This window comes from Streptomyces himastatinicus ATCC 53653, assembly GCF_000158915.1.
Lineage (GTDB): Bacteria > Actinomycetota > Actinomycetes > Streptomycetales > Streptomycetaceae > Streptomyces > Streptomyces himastatinicus.
The window spans coordinates 1,294,449-1,310,523 of record NZ_GG657754.1 but is presented as its reverse complement, the minus strand read 5'-3'; the positions used below and the strand labels follow the sequence as shown (position 1 = coordinate 1,310,523).

Here is a 16,075-nt window from a genome sequence, read left to right as displayed (position 1 = left end):
CGGCCGAACCCCTTCCGTACATCAGGCCCAGCTGCGCGGGCGGAGCGCGGCGATCGCGGAGATGGCCAGGAAAGCTGGCCGCCGTACGGCCGCTCGCCACGGCGAGCGCGGGAACACCGTCGACCAGACGGGCCGACATGAGCCAGCCCGCGGCGAGCAGCAGCACCATGAGCACCGACAGGGCGGGCACCACCAGCGGCCCGCCCCCTCGGCGCGGCCCGGGGTCGCCCCTTACCACTGCGCGAGGCCGAACGTCCGTGGCGGCAGCCGGTCCAGGCTCCGCTTGGCACGCAGCAGCACCCGCTGGTCCTCGGTGAACCGGTAGCGCTGCTTGGGCTCCCCTTCGGGCAGACAGGTGCGTACCAGGGCCTTGGCGGCGGCCTTGTACTCGGCGTCGGTGGTGACCTCGGACTCCAGCTTCTCGACCGTGGTGACGTAGTCCCGCAGCGCGGTCACGGTGGCGTCCCGGTCCAGGCGCAGCAGTCCGCCGTCCTGTGGGGAACCGGTCAGCGCGCCCCGTTCGCGCAGCCAGGAGTAGAGGAAGACACCGGTGCCGGAGTCGAAGTTGCGGGTCGCGTCGTCGGCCTGCGGGTAGCGGAAGACACGTTCCAGCAGAATCATGGCGATCTGCTCCTCGGCGTACGGGACTTCGCCGTCGGCGCAGGACAGCGCGGTCTTCGCGTCCACCTTGATCTCTTCGAGCAGGCCGACGAACCAGTTCATCTTGAGCGAGATGTGTTCGTCGAACGGCCACAGCCCCTGGTAGTGCATGCGGTCGTGCAGATAGCCCCACAGGGCACGGGCCTCGTAGCACACCTCCGGGGCCAGCCCGGTGGAGGCGCGGGGTATGGAGTCCGGGGTCAGGACGGCCGCCGCGCCCGGGAGCGCGTAGGTCGCGTGGATGGCGCGCATCTTGTTGAAGAAGAACATGGCGTACGGCTGGTCGGTGATCTTGTCGTGGGCGGCCACGTTCTCCGGGAAGACCACCAGGCAGTTGCCGTGGGCGAAGCCGTCGCTGCCGGTGATGAGGATCAGGGACTGGCAGTTGTTCTTGGGGTGCGGGTGGGTGACGGCCAGGCCGGGCAGCGCGTCGGGCTCCTTGCGCAGCGCGTAGAAGCAGTCCAGCCGCTTGCCGACGGGCGGTGCGCTGTTGGTGGTCTGGAGCGGCGCGAGGAAGAAGACGACGCTCCCGTCCTCGGGCGGGCGCAGCGCGTCCCGGGAGCGGGCGAAGTGGGGCGGGGTGTCCAGCCCGGCGTCCACCCACCCGGCGACGTCGGCGTCCAGCGCGTCGGCCTGGTGCCCCAGCCCGTTGCGCCGGTACCAGGCGCACGCCTCGTCCTTGATCCGGCCGAGCAGCGCAATGTCGTCCGCCGTGGGGGCGGTGACCGTGCCGTCGTCTTCCTGGCGCGTCCGGAAGCGGTTGACCTTCGGTATGAGCGATTCCGTCAGGGGCCGCGCCTCGGCCAGGTACGCGGGGCTGATGGGTGCTTGGTCGGTCACAGCGCCACCGCCCCCGCGGCCAGGGGTTCCCCGGCCTCGGCGTCCGCGCTCAGGACCTGGTGGACGGTGAAGACCATGGGGACCGGGCCGAAGTCGCGCAGGACCCGCAGTCCGTGCCGCTCGGCGGCGACGATCGTGGTGATGCAGCCCTCGACCTTCCCGGCGGCGCAGTCGATGGCGGCCTGGGAGTTGCTGAGCACCTCGTGGACCTCGGCCGTGTCGGGGACGAGCCCCCTGGGTGCCGGATGCGAGGCGACGGTGGCGGGAGCCGGCGTTCCCGCGGAGGCGAGCACCATGTTGTGCGTCGGCATGATGAAGCTGTCCACCATCTGTAAGCGGTGGAGGTTGCCGAAGACCAGCGTGTGCAGGGCCGGGTAGACCGCGCAGGCGGTCAGGGCGTGCTGCCCGTCGGCCGGGACGGCTTCCAGGGCCGATTCGATGGAGGAATGGAGATGAACCGTTCCCTCAACGCCGCGTCTGCGCAGCCATTCGTGTGAGGCGGTCTCCAAGTTGGTCCCGTGCGGACCGAGCGTGTGCAGGTTGCGGACGCGGTCCGGCCCGGCATGGCTTTGTTGCATGATCTCCCCTGATTTCTGGTTCCGAGTGGATGAAAGCACAGAATGCGACGCTCCGCTCCCTCCCCACATCCAGTCCCCGGCTCGCGAGCGGGCGTTGTCAGTGGGCGCACGTATGTTCATTCGTGCCGCGCTGCTGTGGTGCGGAACTACCCCTGTGTGCAGAGGAGATGGCGCGTTGTCCGATTGGGAGAGGTCGAGTACGGCGCGGGTGATCCCGCCCGCACGGCCGCGCAAGCTTGCCAAGGTCCCGTTCGTCGAGCTGGCCGACGGACGCCTCCAGGGCGTGGTGTCCAGCGGCTCGGACATCGGGCGGGTCTATGTCTCGTCCGTCGCGACCGGTACGTACGCCTTCGCTTGCAGCACCAACAACAACCGCCCCTGCGGTGGCGCGCGCGGCTCGTACTGCAAGCACATCATGGCCCTGATCAGCGAGGCGGTGCTCCAGTACGGCGCCGGGCGCGTCGCCCGCTATCTGAAGGTCGAGACCGCGGACGGGGAGCCCACCGCGCTGTCCATCGCCGCCGATATGACCGACACCCACCCCTCGCAGGCGGGCAGTCAGGCCGCCGCGGCGGTCTTCAGCCGCTTCCTGCGCCATCTGACCTATCTGGAACTGGCCCCGGTCACCGCGCCGTTGCCGGAGATGCAGTGGTTCCCGTCCACCAGGGCGGTGGCCTGATGCGTGCCGATCTGCTCGCCGAACCCATCGCCGACCTCGACGCGGCCCTCGCCGCCGTCGACGCCTTCGACCAGGCACTCGTCAGCGGTCTGCTCCGCCCCCAGCCCGGCCGGGCCACCGGCCTGACGGATCTCGCCCAGGCCGTCGCGGGCACGCCGCTGGCCGCCCGGGTCGCCGAGGCGGCCGAGAAGGCGGCGGCCGGAGCGGCGGGCGAGGACCACTTCGTCGCCCTCGCCGCCACAACGAAACCGCACTGCTGGGGTCCGTCCATGACGCGAAAATGACCCGGGTCGAGGAGGCGACCGCCCGGCCCCGCGGCGAGGAGACCGCCACTTTGTCCGCGCCCGAAAAAACAAGAAGCGGTGAACCTGCGCGCCGCCGCCCGTTCCTGGCTGTCCGACTGGCGCGCTCCGGATGGCAGGGCATCGACCACGACATGGTCTCCGGGGCGGCGCAGGTCGTCTCCGCGATGCTTCCGGACCCGGCCCTGCGGCGCCTGGCGACGCTCCTCGACGGCTTCGCCGCCGAACTCGCCGCGTCCTGGCCCCGGCCCTGCCCTGGGACCGTGTTCCGGCGCGCCGATGGGCCCGACCTTGTGGGGCGCGGGCTCTGCTTGCTGACGCTGCCCGGTGCGGCCGACGCACCCGCGACCGGCGTGGTCACCGGCCGTCTCCTGCCCCTCGGCGTCGATGTGCAGGAACACGCGACGGCGGCACAGGCCCAGGTCCACGCGGTGTTCGAGCCCGCCGACGGCGGGACACCCCGCCTGGTGCGGGCCAGTGTGTCGCTCCCCAAGCCCGACACGGTCGTCGGAGTCGGCATCTGGCAGCTGCTGCGGCCGCATATGTCGCTCCTGGCGGCCGTCAGCGAGGGCCGCTCGATGGACCTCACCGACATGCCGGTCACCGACGGGGGCGACCTGCTCTGGAGCGACGCGTACGCACGTCAGGGCGAGCCCGCCGACCCCTTCGCCACCGCCCGCGTCGCCCTGCCCACCGCCACCGACGCCCCGACCGCACCCCTGGACCGGCATCCGGCGCGCATCGCCGTCCCCGTCTTCCTGGAGGGCTACGACTCCCAGAAGGGCGACGACGCGCTGACGTTCACCGTCGCCGGACATCCGCTCGCCGTCGACACCGACCGCATTCCGACCGCCGGTCCGCTCACCCCCGAGACCGTCGCGGGGTCGAGTGCCTGCATCGGGCTGCTCCGCTGGGACGCCGGCGCGTATCGCGTCCAGCCCCTGGCCGTCGAGAAGACGGTGCGGAAGAAGGCCGTCGTCCTCCACGCCGGGGGATGGGCCGGGGGCACGACCGACAAGGCCGGAGTCAAGGCGGAGAAGGCCGCCACCGAAGCGGTGGCCGCGCTGCGGGAGCGGGCCGGGAGGTTGCTGCGGACATGACGGAGCACACCACGGACCACGCCACCGAGCGCACCGACGCGCACACCACCGACCACATCGACCCGCACGCGGCGGCCCATGACAACCGCCGTCAGGTCCTGTACTGGCGGCTGCTCGCCCGCCTCTTCGACCCCGAGGAGCAGGCCACCCTGGAATCGGCGAGCCTCGCCGTCGTGGAGGACATCGGACTGCCGTCCGCCCTGCTGGATCCGCAGACCTCCGTCGACTCGATCGTGCAGCGCCACCCGGAGCTGGTCGCCGAGTTCGACGGTCTGATGGCGCCCGAGCCAGGCGACGACGGAGCACGCGACCGGGCCGCCGAGGTACGGCGCGCGGCGCTGGCCTCGAAGGTGCTGCTCAACGTCTTCGCCCGCGGCTCCGGCACGGTCACCGCCGGGCAGCTGGCGCGCTGGCAGTCCGACGCGGGCTGGCTGGAGCGCGCCCTCGGCTGCAAGCCCGGCGAGCTGCGCGGGGGCCGCTCGGGCGGGAACTCCGGCGGGCACCCCGGCGGCCCTTCCGCCGGGCCATCCGGCGGAAGGGCGGCGGGCGGGCCGGGTGTCAGCCCGACCGGCACCGGCGGCCCGGGCATCACACCCGACCTCAGCCGGCTCATCCCGGAGATCGGCCCGGAACTGGGCGCCCTGGAGGCCGACCTGGTCAAGCGGATGCGGCTGCGCGAGGTGCTGGCCGACCCCCAGCTCGCCGCGCAGCTCACACCGAGCATGTCGCTCATCGAGCAGCTGCTGCGGGACAAGGACAATCTCTCGGGCGTGGCCCTGGCCAACGCCAAGGCGCTGATCCGCCGCTTCGTCGACGAGGTCGGCGAGGTGCTGCGCACCCAGGTGGAGAAGGCCACGGTCGGCGCCCTGGACCGCTCCGTGCCGCCCAAGCGGGTGTACCGCAACCTCGACCTCGACCGCACGATCTGGAAGAACCTCACCAACTGGAGCCCGGAGGAGGAGCGGCTGTATGTCGACCGCCTCTACTACCGGCACACCGCCCGCAAGACGACGCCTCAGCGGCTGATCGTCGTCGTGGACCAGTCGGGTTCGATGGTCGACTCGATGGTGAACTGCACCATCCTGGCGTCCATCTTCGCCGGGCTCCCCAGGGTGGACGTCCACCTGATCGCGTACGACACCCAGGCGCTCGACCTGACGCCCTGGGTGCACGACCCCTTCGAGACGCTGCTGCGCACCAACCTCGGGGGCGGCACCGACGGCACGGTCGCCATGGCACTGGCCCAGCCGAAGATCGCCGAGCCCCGCAACACCGTCGTGGTGTGGATCTCCGACTTCTACGAATGGCAGAGCGAGCCGCTGTTCGAGAGCATGGCCGCCATTCACCGCTCGGGCGCCAAGTTCATCCCGGTCGGCTCGGTGACCAGCTCCGGCCGCGGCAGCGTCAACCCGTGGTTCCGGGAGCGCTTCAAGGATCTCGGTGCGCCGGTGCTCTCCGGCCACATCCGCAAGCTCGTCCACGAACTCAAGACGTTCCTCGCCTAGGCCCCCGCTCGCTCAGTTCCCGCTTGCCTACTTTCCTGCTCCGATCCGCTCAGAAAGGCCCTGTGATGTCCGACCTGTTGCGCGCCCCCGCCGAGATCAAGTACGCCGAGGAGCTGGACTGGCTGGAGTCCATCGACGACGGCCCCAAGCCGTTCTCCTGGCGTCTGTCCCCGAAGATGATCCGCGTGTTCATCCTGGGCTCCGAGCGCTCCGACGGCCTGGACCGGGAGATCGCCCAGAAGTGGTTCGGCGACCGCAGTTTCGTCGAGCGCTCCATCGTCACCCTGGCCTCCGACCGCGGTCTGCTGCTCATCGGTGACCCCGGCACCGGAAAGAGCTGGCTGGCCGAGCTGCTGTCCGCCGCGATCTCCCGCAACTCCACGCTGGTCGTGCAGGGCACGGCCGGCACCACCGAGGACCACATCAAGTACTCCTGGAACGTGTCCATGGTCATCGCCAAGGGCCAGTCGCGGGAGTCGATGATCCCCTCGCCGATCATGACCGCCATGGAGGGCGGCGCGATCGGCCGGTTCGAGGAACTGACCCGCTCCACCAGCGATGTCCAGGACGCGCTGATCTCGATCCTGTCCGAGAAGTACATCTCCGTTCCCGAACTGGACAGTGACGGCATCGTCTTCGCCAAGCCCGGCTTCTCGATCATCGCCACCGCCAACAGCCGCGACCGGGGCGTCAACGACCTGTCCTCGGCCCTCAAGCGCCGCTTCAACTTCGTCCGCATCCCGGTGATGACGAACAAGAAGAGCGAGGCGGAGATCGTCCGCTTCCGCACCGAGGAACTGCTGCGCCGCCACCAGATCGAGCTGGATGTGCCGCCGACGCTGCTCGACGTCCTGCTCCAGAGCTTCGCCGATCTGCGCGCCTCGGCGGCCGCGGCCGGAAGCGACGACGAGAAGCTGGAGTCCGCGTTGTCCACCGCCGAACAGATCGGTGTCCTCGAGGACGCGATCCTGCACAGCAACTTCTTCGGCGAGCGCGCCCTGACCGCCCACACCCTCGCCACCTCGCTCGTCGGGTCGCTGGCCCGGCGCGAGCCCGAGGACCTGGCCATCCTCAACAAGTATCTGCACGGGGTCGTGGAGCCGCGCAGCAAGGACGAGGGCGGATCCTGGCCCGAGTTCCTGGAGGGCGGCCGCGACGCGATCGCCACCCTGTCATGAGCGGCACCCAGCAGGAGACCCACCAGGAGACCCACCAGGAGACCTTCGAAGCGCTGCGCGGGCAGCTTCGGGAGGCCGCCGCGACGTTCGCCGACGGGCCCGACGCCCTGGAGAGCATCCTGCTCGGCCTCGTCGACGACGTCGACCGCGCGGCGGGCGAGCCACTGGAGATCTTCCCCGTCTGCCACCACTCGCCCGCCTCGGCGATCGCGATGGCCCGCCGTCTGCGCCAGAAGCAGCCGAAGGTCGTGTACCTGGAGCTGTGCGAGGACATGGCGCCGCTGCTGACCGAGCTGCGCAATTGCCGACTCCCGGTGGCGGTCCAGGCGTTCGCCACCGATGTGGACGGCTTCCCGCCCGAATGGTCCCCGCTGTCGGTGGTCGCACCGGTCACCGAGGCGTCGGCCGAGTACCAGGCGATCGCCTACGCGCTCGACACCCCCGGAGTCGAGCTGGTCCTCGTCGACCGTTCCTCGGACCATGTCTTCCAGTGGGACGCGCGCCGATCGCAGTCCGATGATCCCGCCGCCGACGCGGGGGAGCCGGACACATCCGCCGCCGACGAAGAGGCCGCGCTGCACGGCGACGCGGTCGGCGTGGAGATCGGCGACCTGCGGCCGCGCTTCGCGGAGCTGGAGGAACACCTGCTGCGCCACGGCAAGGTGCGGCACTGGTCGGAGTGGTGGCACCAGTATGTCGAGCTGCCGCTCGGCGACGGCGACCACGACACCTACCGCCAGGTCATGTTCCTGATCGGCAGCCTCTTCCGGCGCCTCGCCCCCGGCGACCCGCACCGGGTGCGCGTGGACGAGGACCGCGAGCGCTACATGTGGACCAGGATGCGCGAGCACCTGGCCGCCACCGGCACCGATCCCGCGGACTGCCTCTACGTGTGTGGCGCCTTCCACGCCGCCAGCCGCGTCGAGGAGTTCGGCGTCCACGGCACGGACACCTATCGGATCAGCCCGCGTACGGCCACCACCTGGCAGTACGGCCTGATCCCGTCCAGCCACGCGGCGATCGAGGCGCAGTTCGGCCTCGCCGCCGGTTCGGTGTCGATCGCCGCGACGGTCTGGGCGAAGAACGTCAAGCGCACCCGGGTGGAGCCGTACCGCCTGGAGGGCCAGGCGGGTCAGACGGGCACGAAGAAGACCAAGGCGCAGAAGGGAAAGGCGCAGAAGACCGCGCCCGCCACGGCTCCCGCGCCCGCCACCCCGGCACCGGCCTCCGACAAGCTGACCGGCTTCCTGCGGCAGCCGCCCGTACTGGACCGGCTGGACGAGACCGAACTGCTCGGCTGGTCGGTGGAGATCGTGCGCGCCGCCCGCCGGAACGGCTACCTCGCCTCCACCGCCGACGCCATCGCGGTGTTCGAGACGTCGATCCTGCTGGCCGGGATGCGCGACCGGGCCAAGCCCACCCCGTACGACTTCCAGGACGCGGCCGTCACCTGCATCGAGAAGGACACCGTGCCCGGGCGACGCGATGTGCGCCGCCTCGTGGAGATCATGATGGGCGGCGACCGGATCGGAAAGGTCGGCTACGACGCGCTGCCGCCCCTGGCCCGCGACGTGCACGACCGGCTCGCGCCGCTGAACCTGAAGCTCCAGCAGCGCGGTGTGCAGCGGGCACTGCTGGACATCGCCTCCCGGCCGGAACTTCAGCAGTGCTCCGACGTGCTGTGGATCCTGCGCTACCTCATGCCCCACGGCACCGCCCGGCCGATCATGGGTGAGCGGACCCTGGGGGAGCGGCCGATCCAGGAGTCATGGGACGTGGCGCTGGGCACCCACCAGCGTGCGCTCATCGAGCTGGGCTACGAGGGCGTCAGCATCGAGCAGGTCCTGGAGCAGCGCCTTCGCCGCACGGCGTACGACCCCCAGGCCACCGCGGCGACCGTCCTCAAAGCCGTCGAGGACGCGACGCTGTACCTGCGCAGCCGCCGTCTCGCCGACGAACTGGGCACCCGCGCCCTGGAGGTGCTGTCGGCCGAGCGCAGCGTCGACGGCGCACCGGAGGTGCTGCGCCGGGTGCGGCGGCTGCTGGCGTACTACCGCACCAGCGAGCCGGTGCTGCCGCCGTGGATCGAGTCCTTCGTCAAGACCGGATACGCGCACTACTGCACCCTGCTGCCGACGGCGTTCACCGACGACGACGCCACCGTCCGCCAGGTGTCGGCGATGCTGGGCTTCCTGTTCAGCATGGAGAGCCTGGCGCTCTCGCTGGGCTGCGACCGCACCCAACTGGAGCTGGCCGTCGCCCAGTCGCATCCGCGGGATCCGTCGAAGACGGCGCTGCTGTGGGCGGCACAGCAGCAGCTCGGACACCTCTCCCGTACGGACCTTCGGGCGCGCTGCGACGAACTGCTCGCCAACCCCATGGTCTTGCCCGCCTATCCGCGCTACCTCAGCGGCTTCGTGCAGGCGCTGGAGCCCGTCCCGGGGCTCACCGACTTCGTCGTGGAGGCGGTGTCGAACGCCTTCGCGCGGCTGCCGGACACGGTGCTCCTGCCCTGGCTGCCGACCCTGATCACCACCCTGCGATCGGGCGGTGCCGAACTCGCCCCGCTGCTCATCCGCGAGGCCGGACGGATCTTCCCCGGCCGTCTCCCGGCGCTGGACGCATGGGTGCCGCCGTGGCAGGCGCAGCCGGAGCCGGAAGCCGTGCCGTCCGCGGCGGGCGCGGACGGCGACCGCCGCAGCGCGCTGCTCGTCGCCCACCCGGCGACCTGCGACGCGGTGGCGGACCTGCTGGGCTGCGACGGGACATGGGCGACGGAGGACTCCCACCACCCGGCGGGCGCGGCACTGGCCGGTCGCCACCCGGATACGGCCGTGGCCCTGGAGGCGCTGCTGACCGGCGCCTGATTTTTCACCTGACAGATCATCGCGGGGAGCGTTATGCTCCCCGCGATGACTCATTCTGTAGCCAGATTGGGGGTCTCGTCCGCGCAAGGTGAGTGCTGATGCTCACCGACACCGCGAAGGGATACCCCTGCCTTTCCTTCTGGCGGCGCGTGCGTGAGTTCGCCGTGCCGCCGTCCATGATCGAGACTGCGACCGCCCGCCGCCGCGCCGGTGACTGGGCGGGGGCGTGCGCCGCCGCAGGCTTCGACGTCGACCTCCATCCGCGTTCCGTGGCGCGTACCCACGGCCGGGAACTCGCGGCCCGGGTACGGGACGACCTCCGCCATCTGGCGCCCGACCTGTTGCGCTGGCATATGCCGCGGATCGCCCCTGACGGACTGCTGCGCCCCGGCCTGACCATCGCCCTCGCGCGGTACGACGCCCCGGGGCGCGATGGCCCCGGCCCCGTACACCTCGTCGCCCGGACACCGCCCGCCTGGGCGGACGCCGGGCAGCGGATCAGCCTCGCGCTGTGGGACGGATCCGGCTCCGGCCATCATCCGCATCCCCATCCGCGGCCGGGCCGGCGGTTCCGCCTCGATCTGCACCGGCATCTGTGGGACGCGCGCAGGGCCGATGAGCTGCGGATCCGGTCCGGGGCCGAGCAGTTGCCCGCCGAGGACGGGGATACACCGGGCCCGGTGCCGCCGGGGCGCCGCTGTGCCGTCGACCGGTGGGCGGCCGAGGCGAGGATCGTGCTGCACGCCGAGGGCTCGTCCGCCGATGCCGTCCTCGTACGGCTCGGTGGCCGCCACCGGCTGGTCCTGGACCTCGCCGCGGGCGACGCGCACGACGCAGGCGACGCGCGCGCTGCCGGGCCGCCCGCCACGCTGCCCGTTCTGCCCGACGCGGCGACCTGGGTCCTGCCGGACCTGGAACTGCTCCGCACCGGTTCGATCCAGGCCGACCAACTGCACCCGCTGGTCGCCTCGGCCCTGGCACCGGACCATGTGCCGACCGGTCCGTCCCGGCCCCCGGACCGGGCGGGACAGCCGCGCCTGGTGGAGTGCCGGGGAGCCCGGCACCGGATCGGCCTGGTCAACGGGGTGTTGGCGCCGCTGGACCACGACCCGGCCGAGATCCGGCGCGAGGAACTGCTCGCCGCCCTCACCGGTACGCCGCTTCCCTGCCTTCAGGCCGTCGACGAGGCGCACCGCCACCCGGACTGCCTCGCCGGGGTCCGCGAACGCCTGGACCACGGCGACACCGCCGGTGCGCTGGCCGTCGTCGAAGGGCTGCTGGGCCCCGACGCACTGCTGCGCGACGGTGCGCTGCGGGACGAACTGGAAGCGGCCGCGCAGCGCCGGATCACGTACGGGCTGTACCGATCAGGGCTGATCGAATCCGGTCCCGGACCTATAGCTGACCGCGACCGCAATCGGCCCGAACGCCGTCGTCGCCGCTCCCGCCCGCGCCACGTATCCCTGCGCTGACCGGGGCTTTGGCCCCGCGCCCTTCGGCTCACCCACGAACCCACAGGTGATCAAACATGCCCTCATACCGTTCGCTCGACGTCGCCGACACGTTGCTGACCCTGTTGCGCGATACCACCACCGAACCGCGCCCCGACACCCAACTGGAGGCCCTCACCCTGGCCGTGGCCGCCGACCTGCCCGTGCTGCTGTGGGGCGAGCCGGGCATCGGCAAGACCGCGGCCCTGACCCAGCTCGCCGAGGCCCTGGACCTCCCGCTGACCACAGTGATCGCCAGTGTGCACGAGCCGTCCGACTTCTCGGGCCTGCCCGTCGTCGGGGACGACCCCGCGGTCCAGGGCGTCCCGATGGCCCCGCCGGACTGGGCCGTACGCCTCGTACGGACCGGCCGGGGGCTGCTGTTCCTGGACGAGCTGTCCACCGCGCCACCGGCCGTTCAGGCCGCCCTGCTCCGCCTGGTGCTGGAGCGGCGGATCGGGTCGCTCCACCTCCCGCCCGGCGTACGGATCGTGGCGGCCGCCAATCCGCGGTCCTCGGCCGCCGACGGCTGGGAACTGAGCCCGCCCCTGGCCAACCGGTTCGTCCACCTCCAGTGGGCCCATGACCACGAGGTCGTGGTACGCGGCCTCGGGGGGACCTGGCCCCGGGCGACCCTGCCACGGCTCGCCCCGGAAATGGCCCCGGAGGCCGTGGACTTCGCCCGCCGCGCGGTGTGCGGATTCCTGACCGCCCGCCCCGGGCTCGTGCACCGGCTGCCCAGCAGCGAAACGCGCCGCGGCGGACCCTGGCCGTCGCCCCGGAGCTGGGAGATGACGCTGCGCCTGATCGCCTTCGCCACCGCGGCCGGATGCTCCCGCGATGTCCTCTCCCTGCTGGTCAGGGGCACCGTGGGGGACGGCCCGGGGCTGGAGTTGCTGGCGAGTCTGGACCGGATGGACCTCCCGGACCCCGAGACGCTTCTCGCCGACCCCGCGCATGCCGCCCTGCCCGAGCGGGGGGATCTGCGTCAGGCCGTGCTCGACGGCGTGGTGGAGGCGGTCCGTACACGCCCGGAGAAGGCCCGTTGGGACGCGGCATGGGCGCTTCTGGTGCGGGCGGTGGAAACCGGGGCTCCCGACCTGGTGGTCGTCCCCGCGACCACTTTGGCCACGCTGCGCCGCGCGGACTGGGACGTTCCGGCATCGATCGAGAAGCTCGCCGGAACGGTGTCCCTGTCCCGGCGCGCGGACCACGCGGCCGCCCGGAGCGCCGCCACCGCGAAGGCCGCCCGATGACCGCGAACCCACCGGCAGCCCCGGACACACCGACAACCTCGCCCCCACCCACCCCGCGGCCACTGGACCTCGACAAGCTGTTCGCCGCCCGGCTCCATGCCGCCCGCGCCCGGCCCTACTTGGCGACGGCGCTGTTCGCCCTGCACACCGTCGAGTCGCGGCAGGTGCCGACGATGGCCGTCGACCGGCACTGGCGGTGTTACGTGTCACCCGCGTTCGTGGACCGGACACCCGTCGAGGAACTGGCCGCCGTGTGGGTGCACGAGGTGTCCCACCTGCTGCGCGACCACCACGGGCGCAGCGACCGGGTCGCGCGGGAGCGCGGGCTGACCGGCCCCGCGGAGCGGCTGCGGATGAACATCGCCGCGGACTGCGAGATCAACGACGATGTGTTCGGCGACGGGCTGGTCCGTCCCGAAGGCGCCGTCGACCCGGCGTCCCTGACGCTGCCCGAAGGGGAGCTGATGGAGGACTACCTGCGGCTGTTCCGGCTCGGGCCCGCGCACCCAGAGCATGGCGTGGCTGGACTGCGGCAGCGGCGCCGACGGCCGCGAACGCGGCTGGGACCTGGGGCCGGACGGGGCCCCCCGGCCTCAGCGGCGCAGAAACGGGACGCCGGCCGGGTTCCCGGGGTGGCGCAGGGCATTCACCCGGCCGGTCCGATTCGCACGCCCCCGAAGGGGTGGCAGCGGTGGGCCGATGAGGCGTTCCATCCGCCGCAGCCGTGGCGGGAGTTGCTGGGCGCGGCCGTCCGCTCGGTGGCCTCCGGCCCCGGCGCGGGCGAGGACTACACGTACGGCCGCCCGTCGCGGCGCTCGGCCGCCGTGGCGGGTGCCGTCCTGCCGAGCCTGCGGCGGCGGCCGCCCCGGGTCTCCGTGGTCATCGACACTTCCGGCTCGGTCAGCGATACCGAACTGGGCAGTGCGCTCCTCGAGGTCGCCGCCATCTCCCGTGCCGTGGGCGGCCGCCGCGACCTGGTCAGCGTGCTGCCGTGCGACGCGGCGGCCGACACCGTGCACCCGCTGTGCCGCGCCGAGGGAATACCCCTGGTGGGCGGCGGGGGTACGGACCTCCGTACGGGCTTCGCCAGGGCCCTGCGGGCACGCCCCCGCCCCGATGTCCTCGTGGCCCTCACCGACGGCCAGACACCCTGGCCGGGTACCCGACCGCCGTGCCGGACGGTGGTGGGCCTCTTCCCCCGGCATCGGGCCACCCGGTCAGGGGACGAGGACAACCCGGATTACGTGTCGGATACGCCACCCGATTGGGCGCGAGTGGTGGTCATCGGGGAGTGAGACCGCCACGCTGGACGGCGGCGCGACCGCCGGATGTCACACTCCGGCCGCCTCCCTTGTCACACCTCCGGATACGACCAACGGATACGACAAGAGGAGCGCCTGCCATGGCCCGGATCTCGCTCACCCCGCCCCGCACCCTGCTCAACCGCATCGGCGCCTGGTACTCCCGGCGCACCTACGGCAAGGTGCTCGACCCCGGGCTGGCCCTCGGGCACCACACGCGGGTGCTGCTCACCTATGTGCGGCAGGAGCGCGGCGCGGCCAAGTGGAACCGCCTCGACCGGAGCCTGAAGCACCTCGCCGTCATGGCCACGGCCGCCAGGATCAACTGCTCGTGGTGCATGGACTTCGGACACTGGGAGGCCGACACCCTGGGGCTGCCCATGGACAAGATCGCCAAGGTTCCGCAGTGGCGCGACCACCAGGAGGACTTCACCGAGCTGGAGCTGCTCGTCCTGGACTACGCCGAGGCCATGACCGAGACCGAGCCCCGCGTCACCGACGAGCTGGCCGCCGCCCTGGTCGAACGGCTCGGTGAGGCCGCGTTCGTCGAACTCACCGCCATGGTCGCCCTGGAAAACTACCGCTCGCGCGTGAACAGCGCCTTCGGCCTGACCAGCCAGGGCTTCTCGGACGCCTGCGAGGTACCGTCACGTGCGTGATCGACGCAACCACCTTTGAACAGCACCGACGCATGCTGTTCGGCATCGCCTACCGCATGCTCGGCAGCGTCGCCGACGCCGAGGACCTGGTGCAGGACACCTGGCTGCGGTGCAGCCAGGTGTCCACCGCCGTGGACAACCCGGCCGGCTATCTGACCCGTACGGTCACCAACCTCGCGCTCAACCGGCTCACCTCGGCCGCCGCCACCCGCGAGCAGTACGTCGGGCCCTGGCTGCCCGAGCCCCTGGTCACCCAGCCGGACGCCGCCGAGGAGGTGGAGCTGGCCGAGTCGGTCTCGCTCGCCATGCTCGTCGTCCTCGACACCCTGTCGCCGCTGGAGCGCGCGGTCTTCATCCTCAAGGAGGTGTTCGGCTTCTCGTTCCGGGAGATCGCCGCAATGCTGGAGCGCGGTGAGGCGTCCGTACGGCAGGTCGGCCACCGCGCCCGGGCACACGTCCAGGCCCGGCGGCCGCGCTACGACACCCCGGCCGAGGTACGGCGACAGGTCACCGACGAGTTCCTGGCCGCCTGTGTCGGCGGCGACATCAACCGGATGATGGAGCTGCTCGCCCCCGATGTGACGGCGTGGAGCGACGGCGGCGGCAAGGTGAAGGCCGCCGTCCGCCCGCAGCGCGGCGCGGACAAGGTCGCCCGTTTCCTCGCCGCCGTCGTCACCCAGCCGATGGAGGACCCCCGCGTGCACGCGGTCGACGTCAACGGCAGCCCGGGACTGCTGCTCACCGTCGCGGGCCGCCCGGACACCGTCGCCTGCGTGGAGGTCGCCGACGGCCGCATCACGGAGATCCGCATCATCCGCAACCCGGACAAGCTGCGACACCTCCGGCCACCTCAGGCTCCTGAGCCTCGCCCTTGAGGTAGCGCCCCGGGGATGTGCCGACGGTGCGCCGGAACGCCGCGAGGAAGGCGCTCGGCGTCGCGTATCCCACGGTGCGTGCGACCCGGGAAACGGGCTGGCCCTCGGCGAGCAGCGGCAGGGCGGCCCGCAGCCGCACCTGGGTGCGCCAGCGGTCGAAGTTCATGCCGGTGTCCTGGACGAACAGCCGGGACAGGGTGCGTCGGCTCACACCGACGGCCCGTGCGTGCGCCTCGAGGCTCCGGGGGTCGTCGGGGTGGTCGAGCAGCGCGTCGGCCACGGCGCGTACGCGGTCGTCGGTGGGGTCCGGCACATCGATGGGCGTGGCGGGCAGGGGGCGCAGCAGATCCAGTACGACCGCCTCGGCCCGTAGCCGTGCGTCATCGGGGAGGTCGTCGCGGCCGAGGTACGCGATCAGGTGGGCGAGCAGCCCGTCGACACCGACCGGCGTGGGTTCCGTCCAGTCCAGATCGCATCGTTCCGGTGCGAAGTAGAGGCTGCACAGCACCGCCTCGCGGGTCGCGCCGGTCCGGTGGACCACCCCCGCGGGCAGCCACAACGCCCGTGTCCGCGGCAGCACCCAGTAGGCGTCGCCGACGGCGACGCCGAGCACCCCACGGCGCGCCCAGGCCAGCTGGTGCTGCGGGTGGCTGTGCGGAACGAACCACTGCCCGTACGCCAGCGGGAAGTTCCCGACGACGATCGCGCCCACCCCGGCCGGAACGGCCCCCATGACGGCATCGGTCATGGTCCCCAGGCTATGTCCCCGATGCGCTATGATGTGG

At 72.0% G+C, this 16,075-nt stretch carries 13 protein-coding genes and 1 pseudogene; 10 read left to right on the top strand and 4 right to left on the bottom strand.

Going from position 1 to position 16,075, the window contains the following annotated elements; all coding sequences use genetic code 11:
- The 3 genes from SSOG_RS53255 to SSOG_RS04870 form a co-directional block, all read right to left on the bottom strand.
- A partial coding sequence (locus SSOG_RS53255) for a hypothetical protein (RefSeq protein WP_039936586.1) occupies nucleotides 1-193 on the bottom strand: 193 nt, incomplete at its 3' end.
- A 38-nt stretch (nucleotides 194-231) separates the two neighbouring features.
- Nucleotides 232-1,500, bottom strand: coding sequence for a DUF6421 family protein (locus SSOG_RS04875; protein ID WP_009713100.1), 1,269 nt, complete (start codon nucleotides 1,498-1,500; stop codon nucleotides 232-234).
- Nucleotides 1,497-2,078 carry a type 2 periplasmic-binding domain-containing protein gene (locus SSOG_RS04870; protein WP_039936585.1) on the bottom strand — a complete coding sequence of 194 codons (582 nt, stop codon included), beginning with the start codon at nucleotides 2,076-2,078 and terminating at the stop codon, nucleotides 1,497-1,499. Before SSOG_RS04870 ends, SSOG_RS04875 begins: the two co-directional genes overlap by 4 nt.
- A gap of 175 nt (nucleotides 2,079-2,253) precedes the next feature.
- On the opposite strand from SSOG_RS04870, the gene SSOG_RS04865 reads away from it, so the two are divergent.
- The 10 genes and pseudogenes from SSOG_RS04865 to SSOG_RS04820 all read left to right on the top strand — a co-directional run bounded on the left by SSOG_RS04865 (nucleotide 2,254) and on the right by SSOG_RS04820 (nucleotide 15,290).
- A complete protein-coding gene (locus SSOG_RS04865; protein WP_106516353.1) occupies nucleotides 2,254-2,757 on the top strand; it encodes a hypothetical protein in 504 nt (167 codons plus the stop codon).
- Nucleotides 2,757-4,159 (top strand): annotated as a pseudogene (locus SSOG_RS04860) (hypothetical protein). The gene SSOG_RS04865 and the pseudogene SSOG_RS04860 overlap by 1 nt, the downstream one beginning before the upstream one ends.
- Nucleotides 4,156-5,664 (top strand): VWA domain-containing protein, encoded by a 1,509-nt coding sequence (locus SSOG_RS04855; RefSeq protein ID WP_009713095.1) that lies wholly within the window; start codon nucleotides 4,156-4,158, stop codon nucleotides 5,662-5,664. Before SSOG_RS04860 ends, SSOG_RS04855 begins: the two are co-directional and overlap by 4 nt.
- A gap of 65 nt (nucleotides 5,665-5,729) precedes the next feature.
- Entirely contained in the window at nucleotides 5,730-6,842 is a 1,113-nt protein-coding gene (locus SSOG_RS04850) for an ATP-binding protein (RefSeq protein WP_039936582.1), read from the top strand.
- The gene (locus tag SSOG_RS04845; RefSeq protein WP_039936581.1) at nucleotides 6,839-9,709 is read left to right on the top strand and encodes a DUF5682 family protein; all 2,871 of its coding nucleotides are present in this window, start codon (nucleotides 6,839-6,841) and stop codon (nucleotides 9,707-9,709) included. The genes SSOG_RS04850 and SSOG_RS04845 overlap by 4 nt, the downstream gene beginning before the upstream one ends.
- 98 nt (nucleotides 9,710-9,807) lie before the next feature.
- Nucleotides 9,808-11,181 (top strand): hypothetical protein, encoded by a 1,374-nt coding sequence (locus tag SSOG_RS04840; protein WP_039936580.1) that lies wholly within the window; start codon nucleotides 9,808-9,810, stop codon nucleotides 11,179-11,181.
- A gap of 56 nt (nucleotides 11,182-11,237) precedes the next feature.
- On the top strand, nucleotides 11,238-12,455 hold the full coding sequence (locus SSOG_RS48175; RefSeq protein WP_009713091.1) for an AAA family ATPase: 1,218 nt from the start codon (nucleotides 11,238-11,240) through the stop codon (nucleotides 12,453-12,455).
- On the top strand, nucleotides 12,452-13,750 hold the full coding sequence (locus SSOG_RS04830) for a vWA domain-containing protein (RefSeq protein WP_009713090.1): 1,299 nt from the start codon (nucleotides 12,452-12,454) through the stop codon (nucleotides 13,748-13,750). The genes SSOG_RS48175 and SSOG_RS04830 overlap by 4 nt, the downstream gene beginning before the upstream one ends.
- A gap of 107 nt (nucleotides 13,751-13,857) precedes the next feature.
- Nucleotides 13,858-14,415: a carboxymuconolactone decarboxylase family protein gene (locus SSOG_RS04825; RefSeq protein WP_009713089.1), complete on the top strand. Its 558-nt coding sequence runs from the start codon at nucleotides 13,858-13,860 to the stop codon at nucleotides 14,413-14,415.
- Nucleotides 14,412-15,290, top strand: a complete 879-nt coding sequence (locus SSOG_RS04820) for an RNA polymerase sigma-70 factor (RefSeq protein WP_009713088.1) — start codon at nucleotides 14,412-14,414, stop codon at nucleotides 15,288-15,290. Before SSOG_RS04825 ends, SSOG_RS04820 begins: the two co-directional genes overlap by 4 nt.
- On the opposite strand, the gene SSOG_RS04815 is transcribed toward SSOG_RS04820, so the two are convergent.
- Nucleotides 15,226-16,038 (bottom strand): helix-turn-helix domain-containing protein, encoded by an 813-nt coding sequence (locus SSOG_RS04815; protein ID WP_039936579.1) that lies wholly within the window; start codon nucleotides 16,036-16,038, stop codon nucleotides 15,226-15,228. The genes SSOG_RS04820 and SSOG_RS04815 overlap by 65 nt on opposite strands.
- Nucleotides 16,039-16,075: the final 37 nt, after the last annotated feature.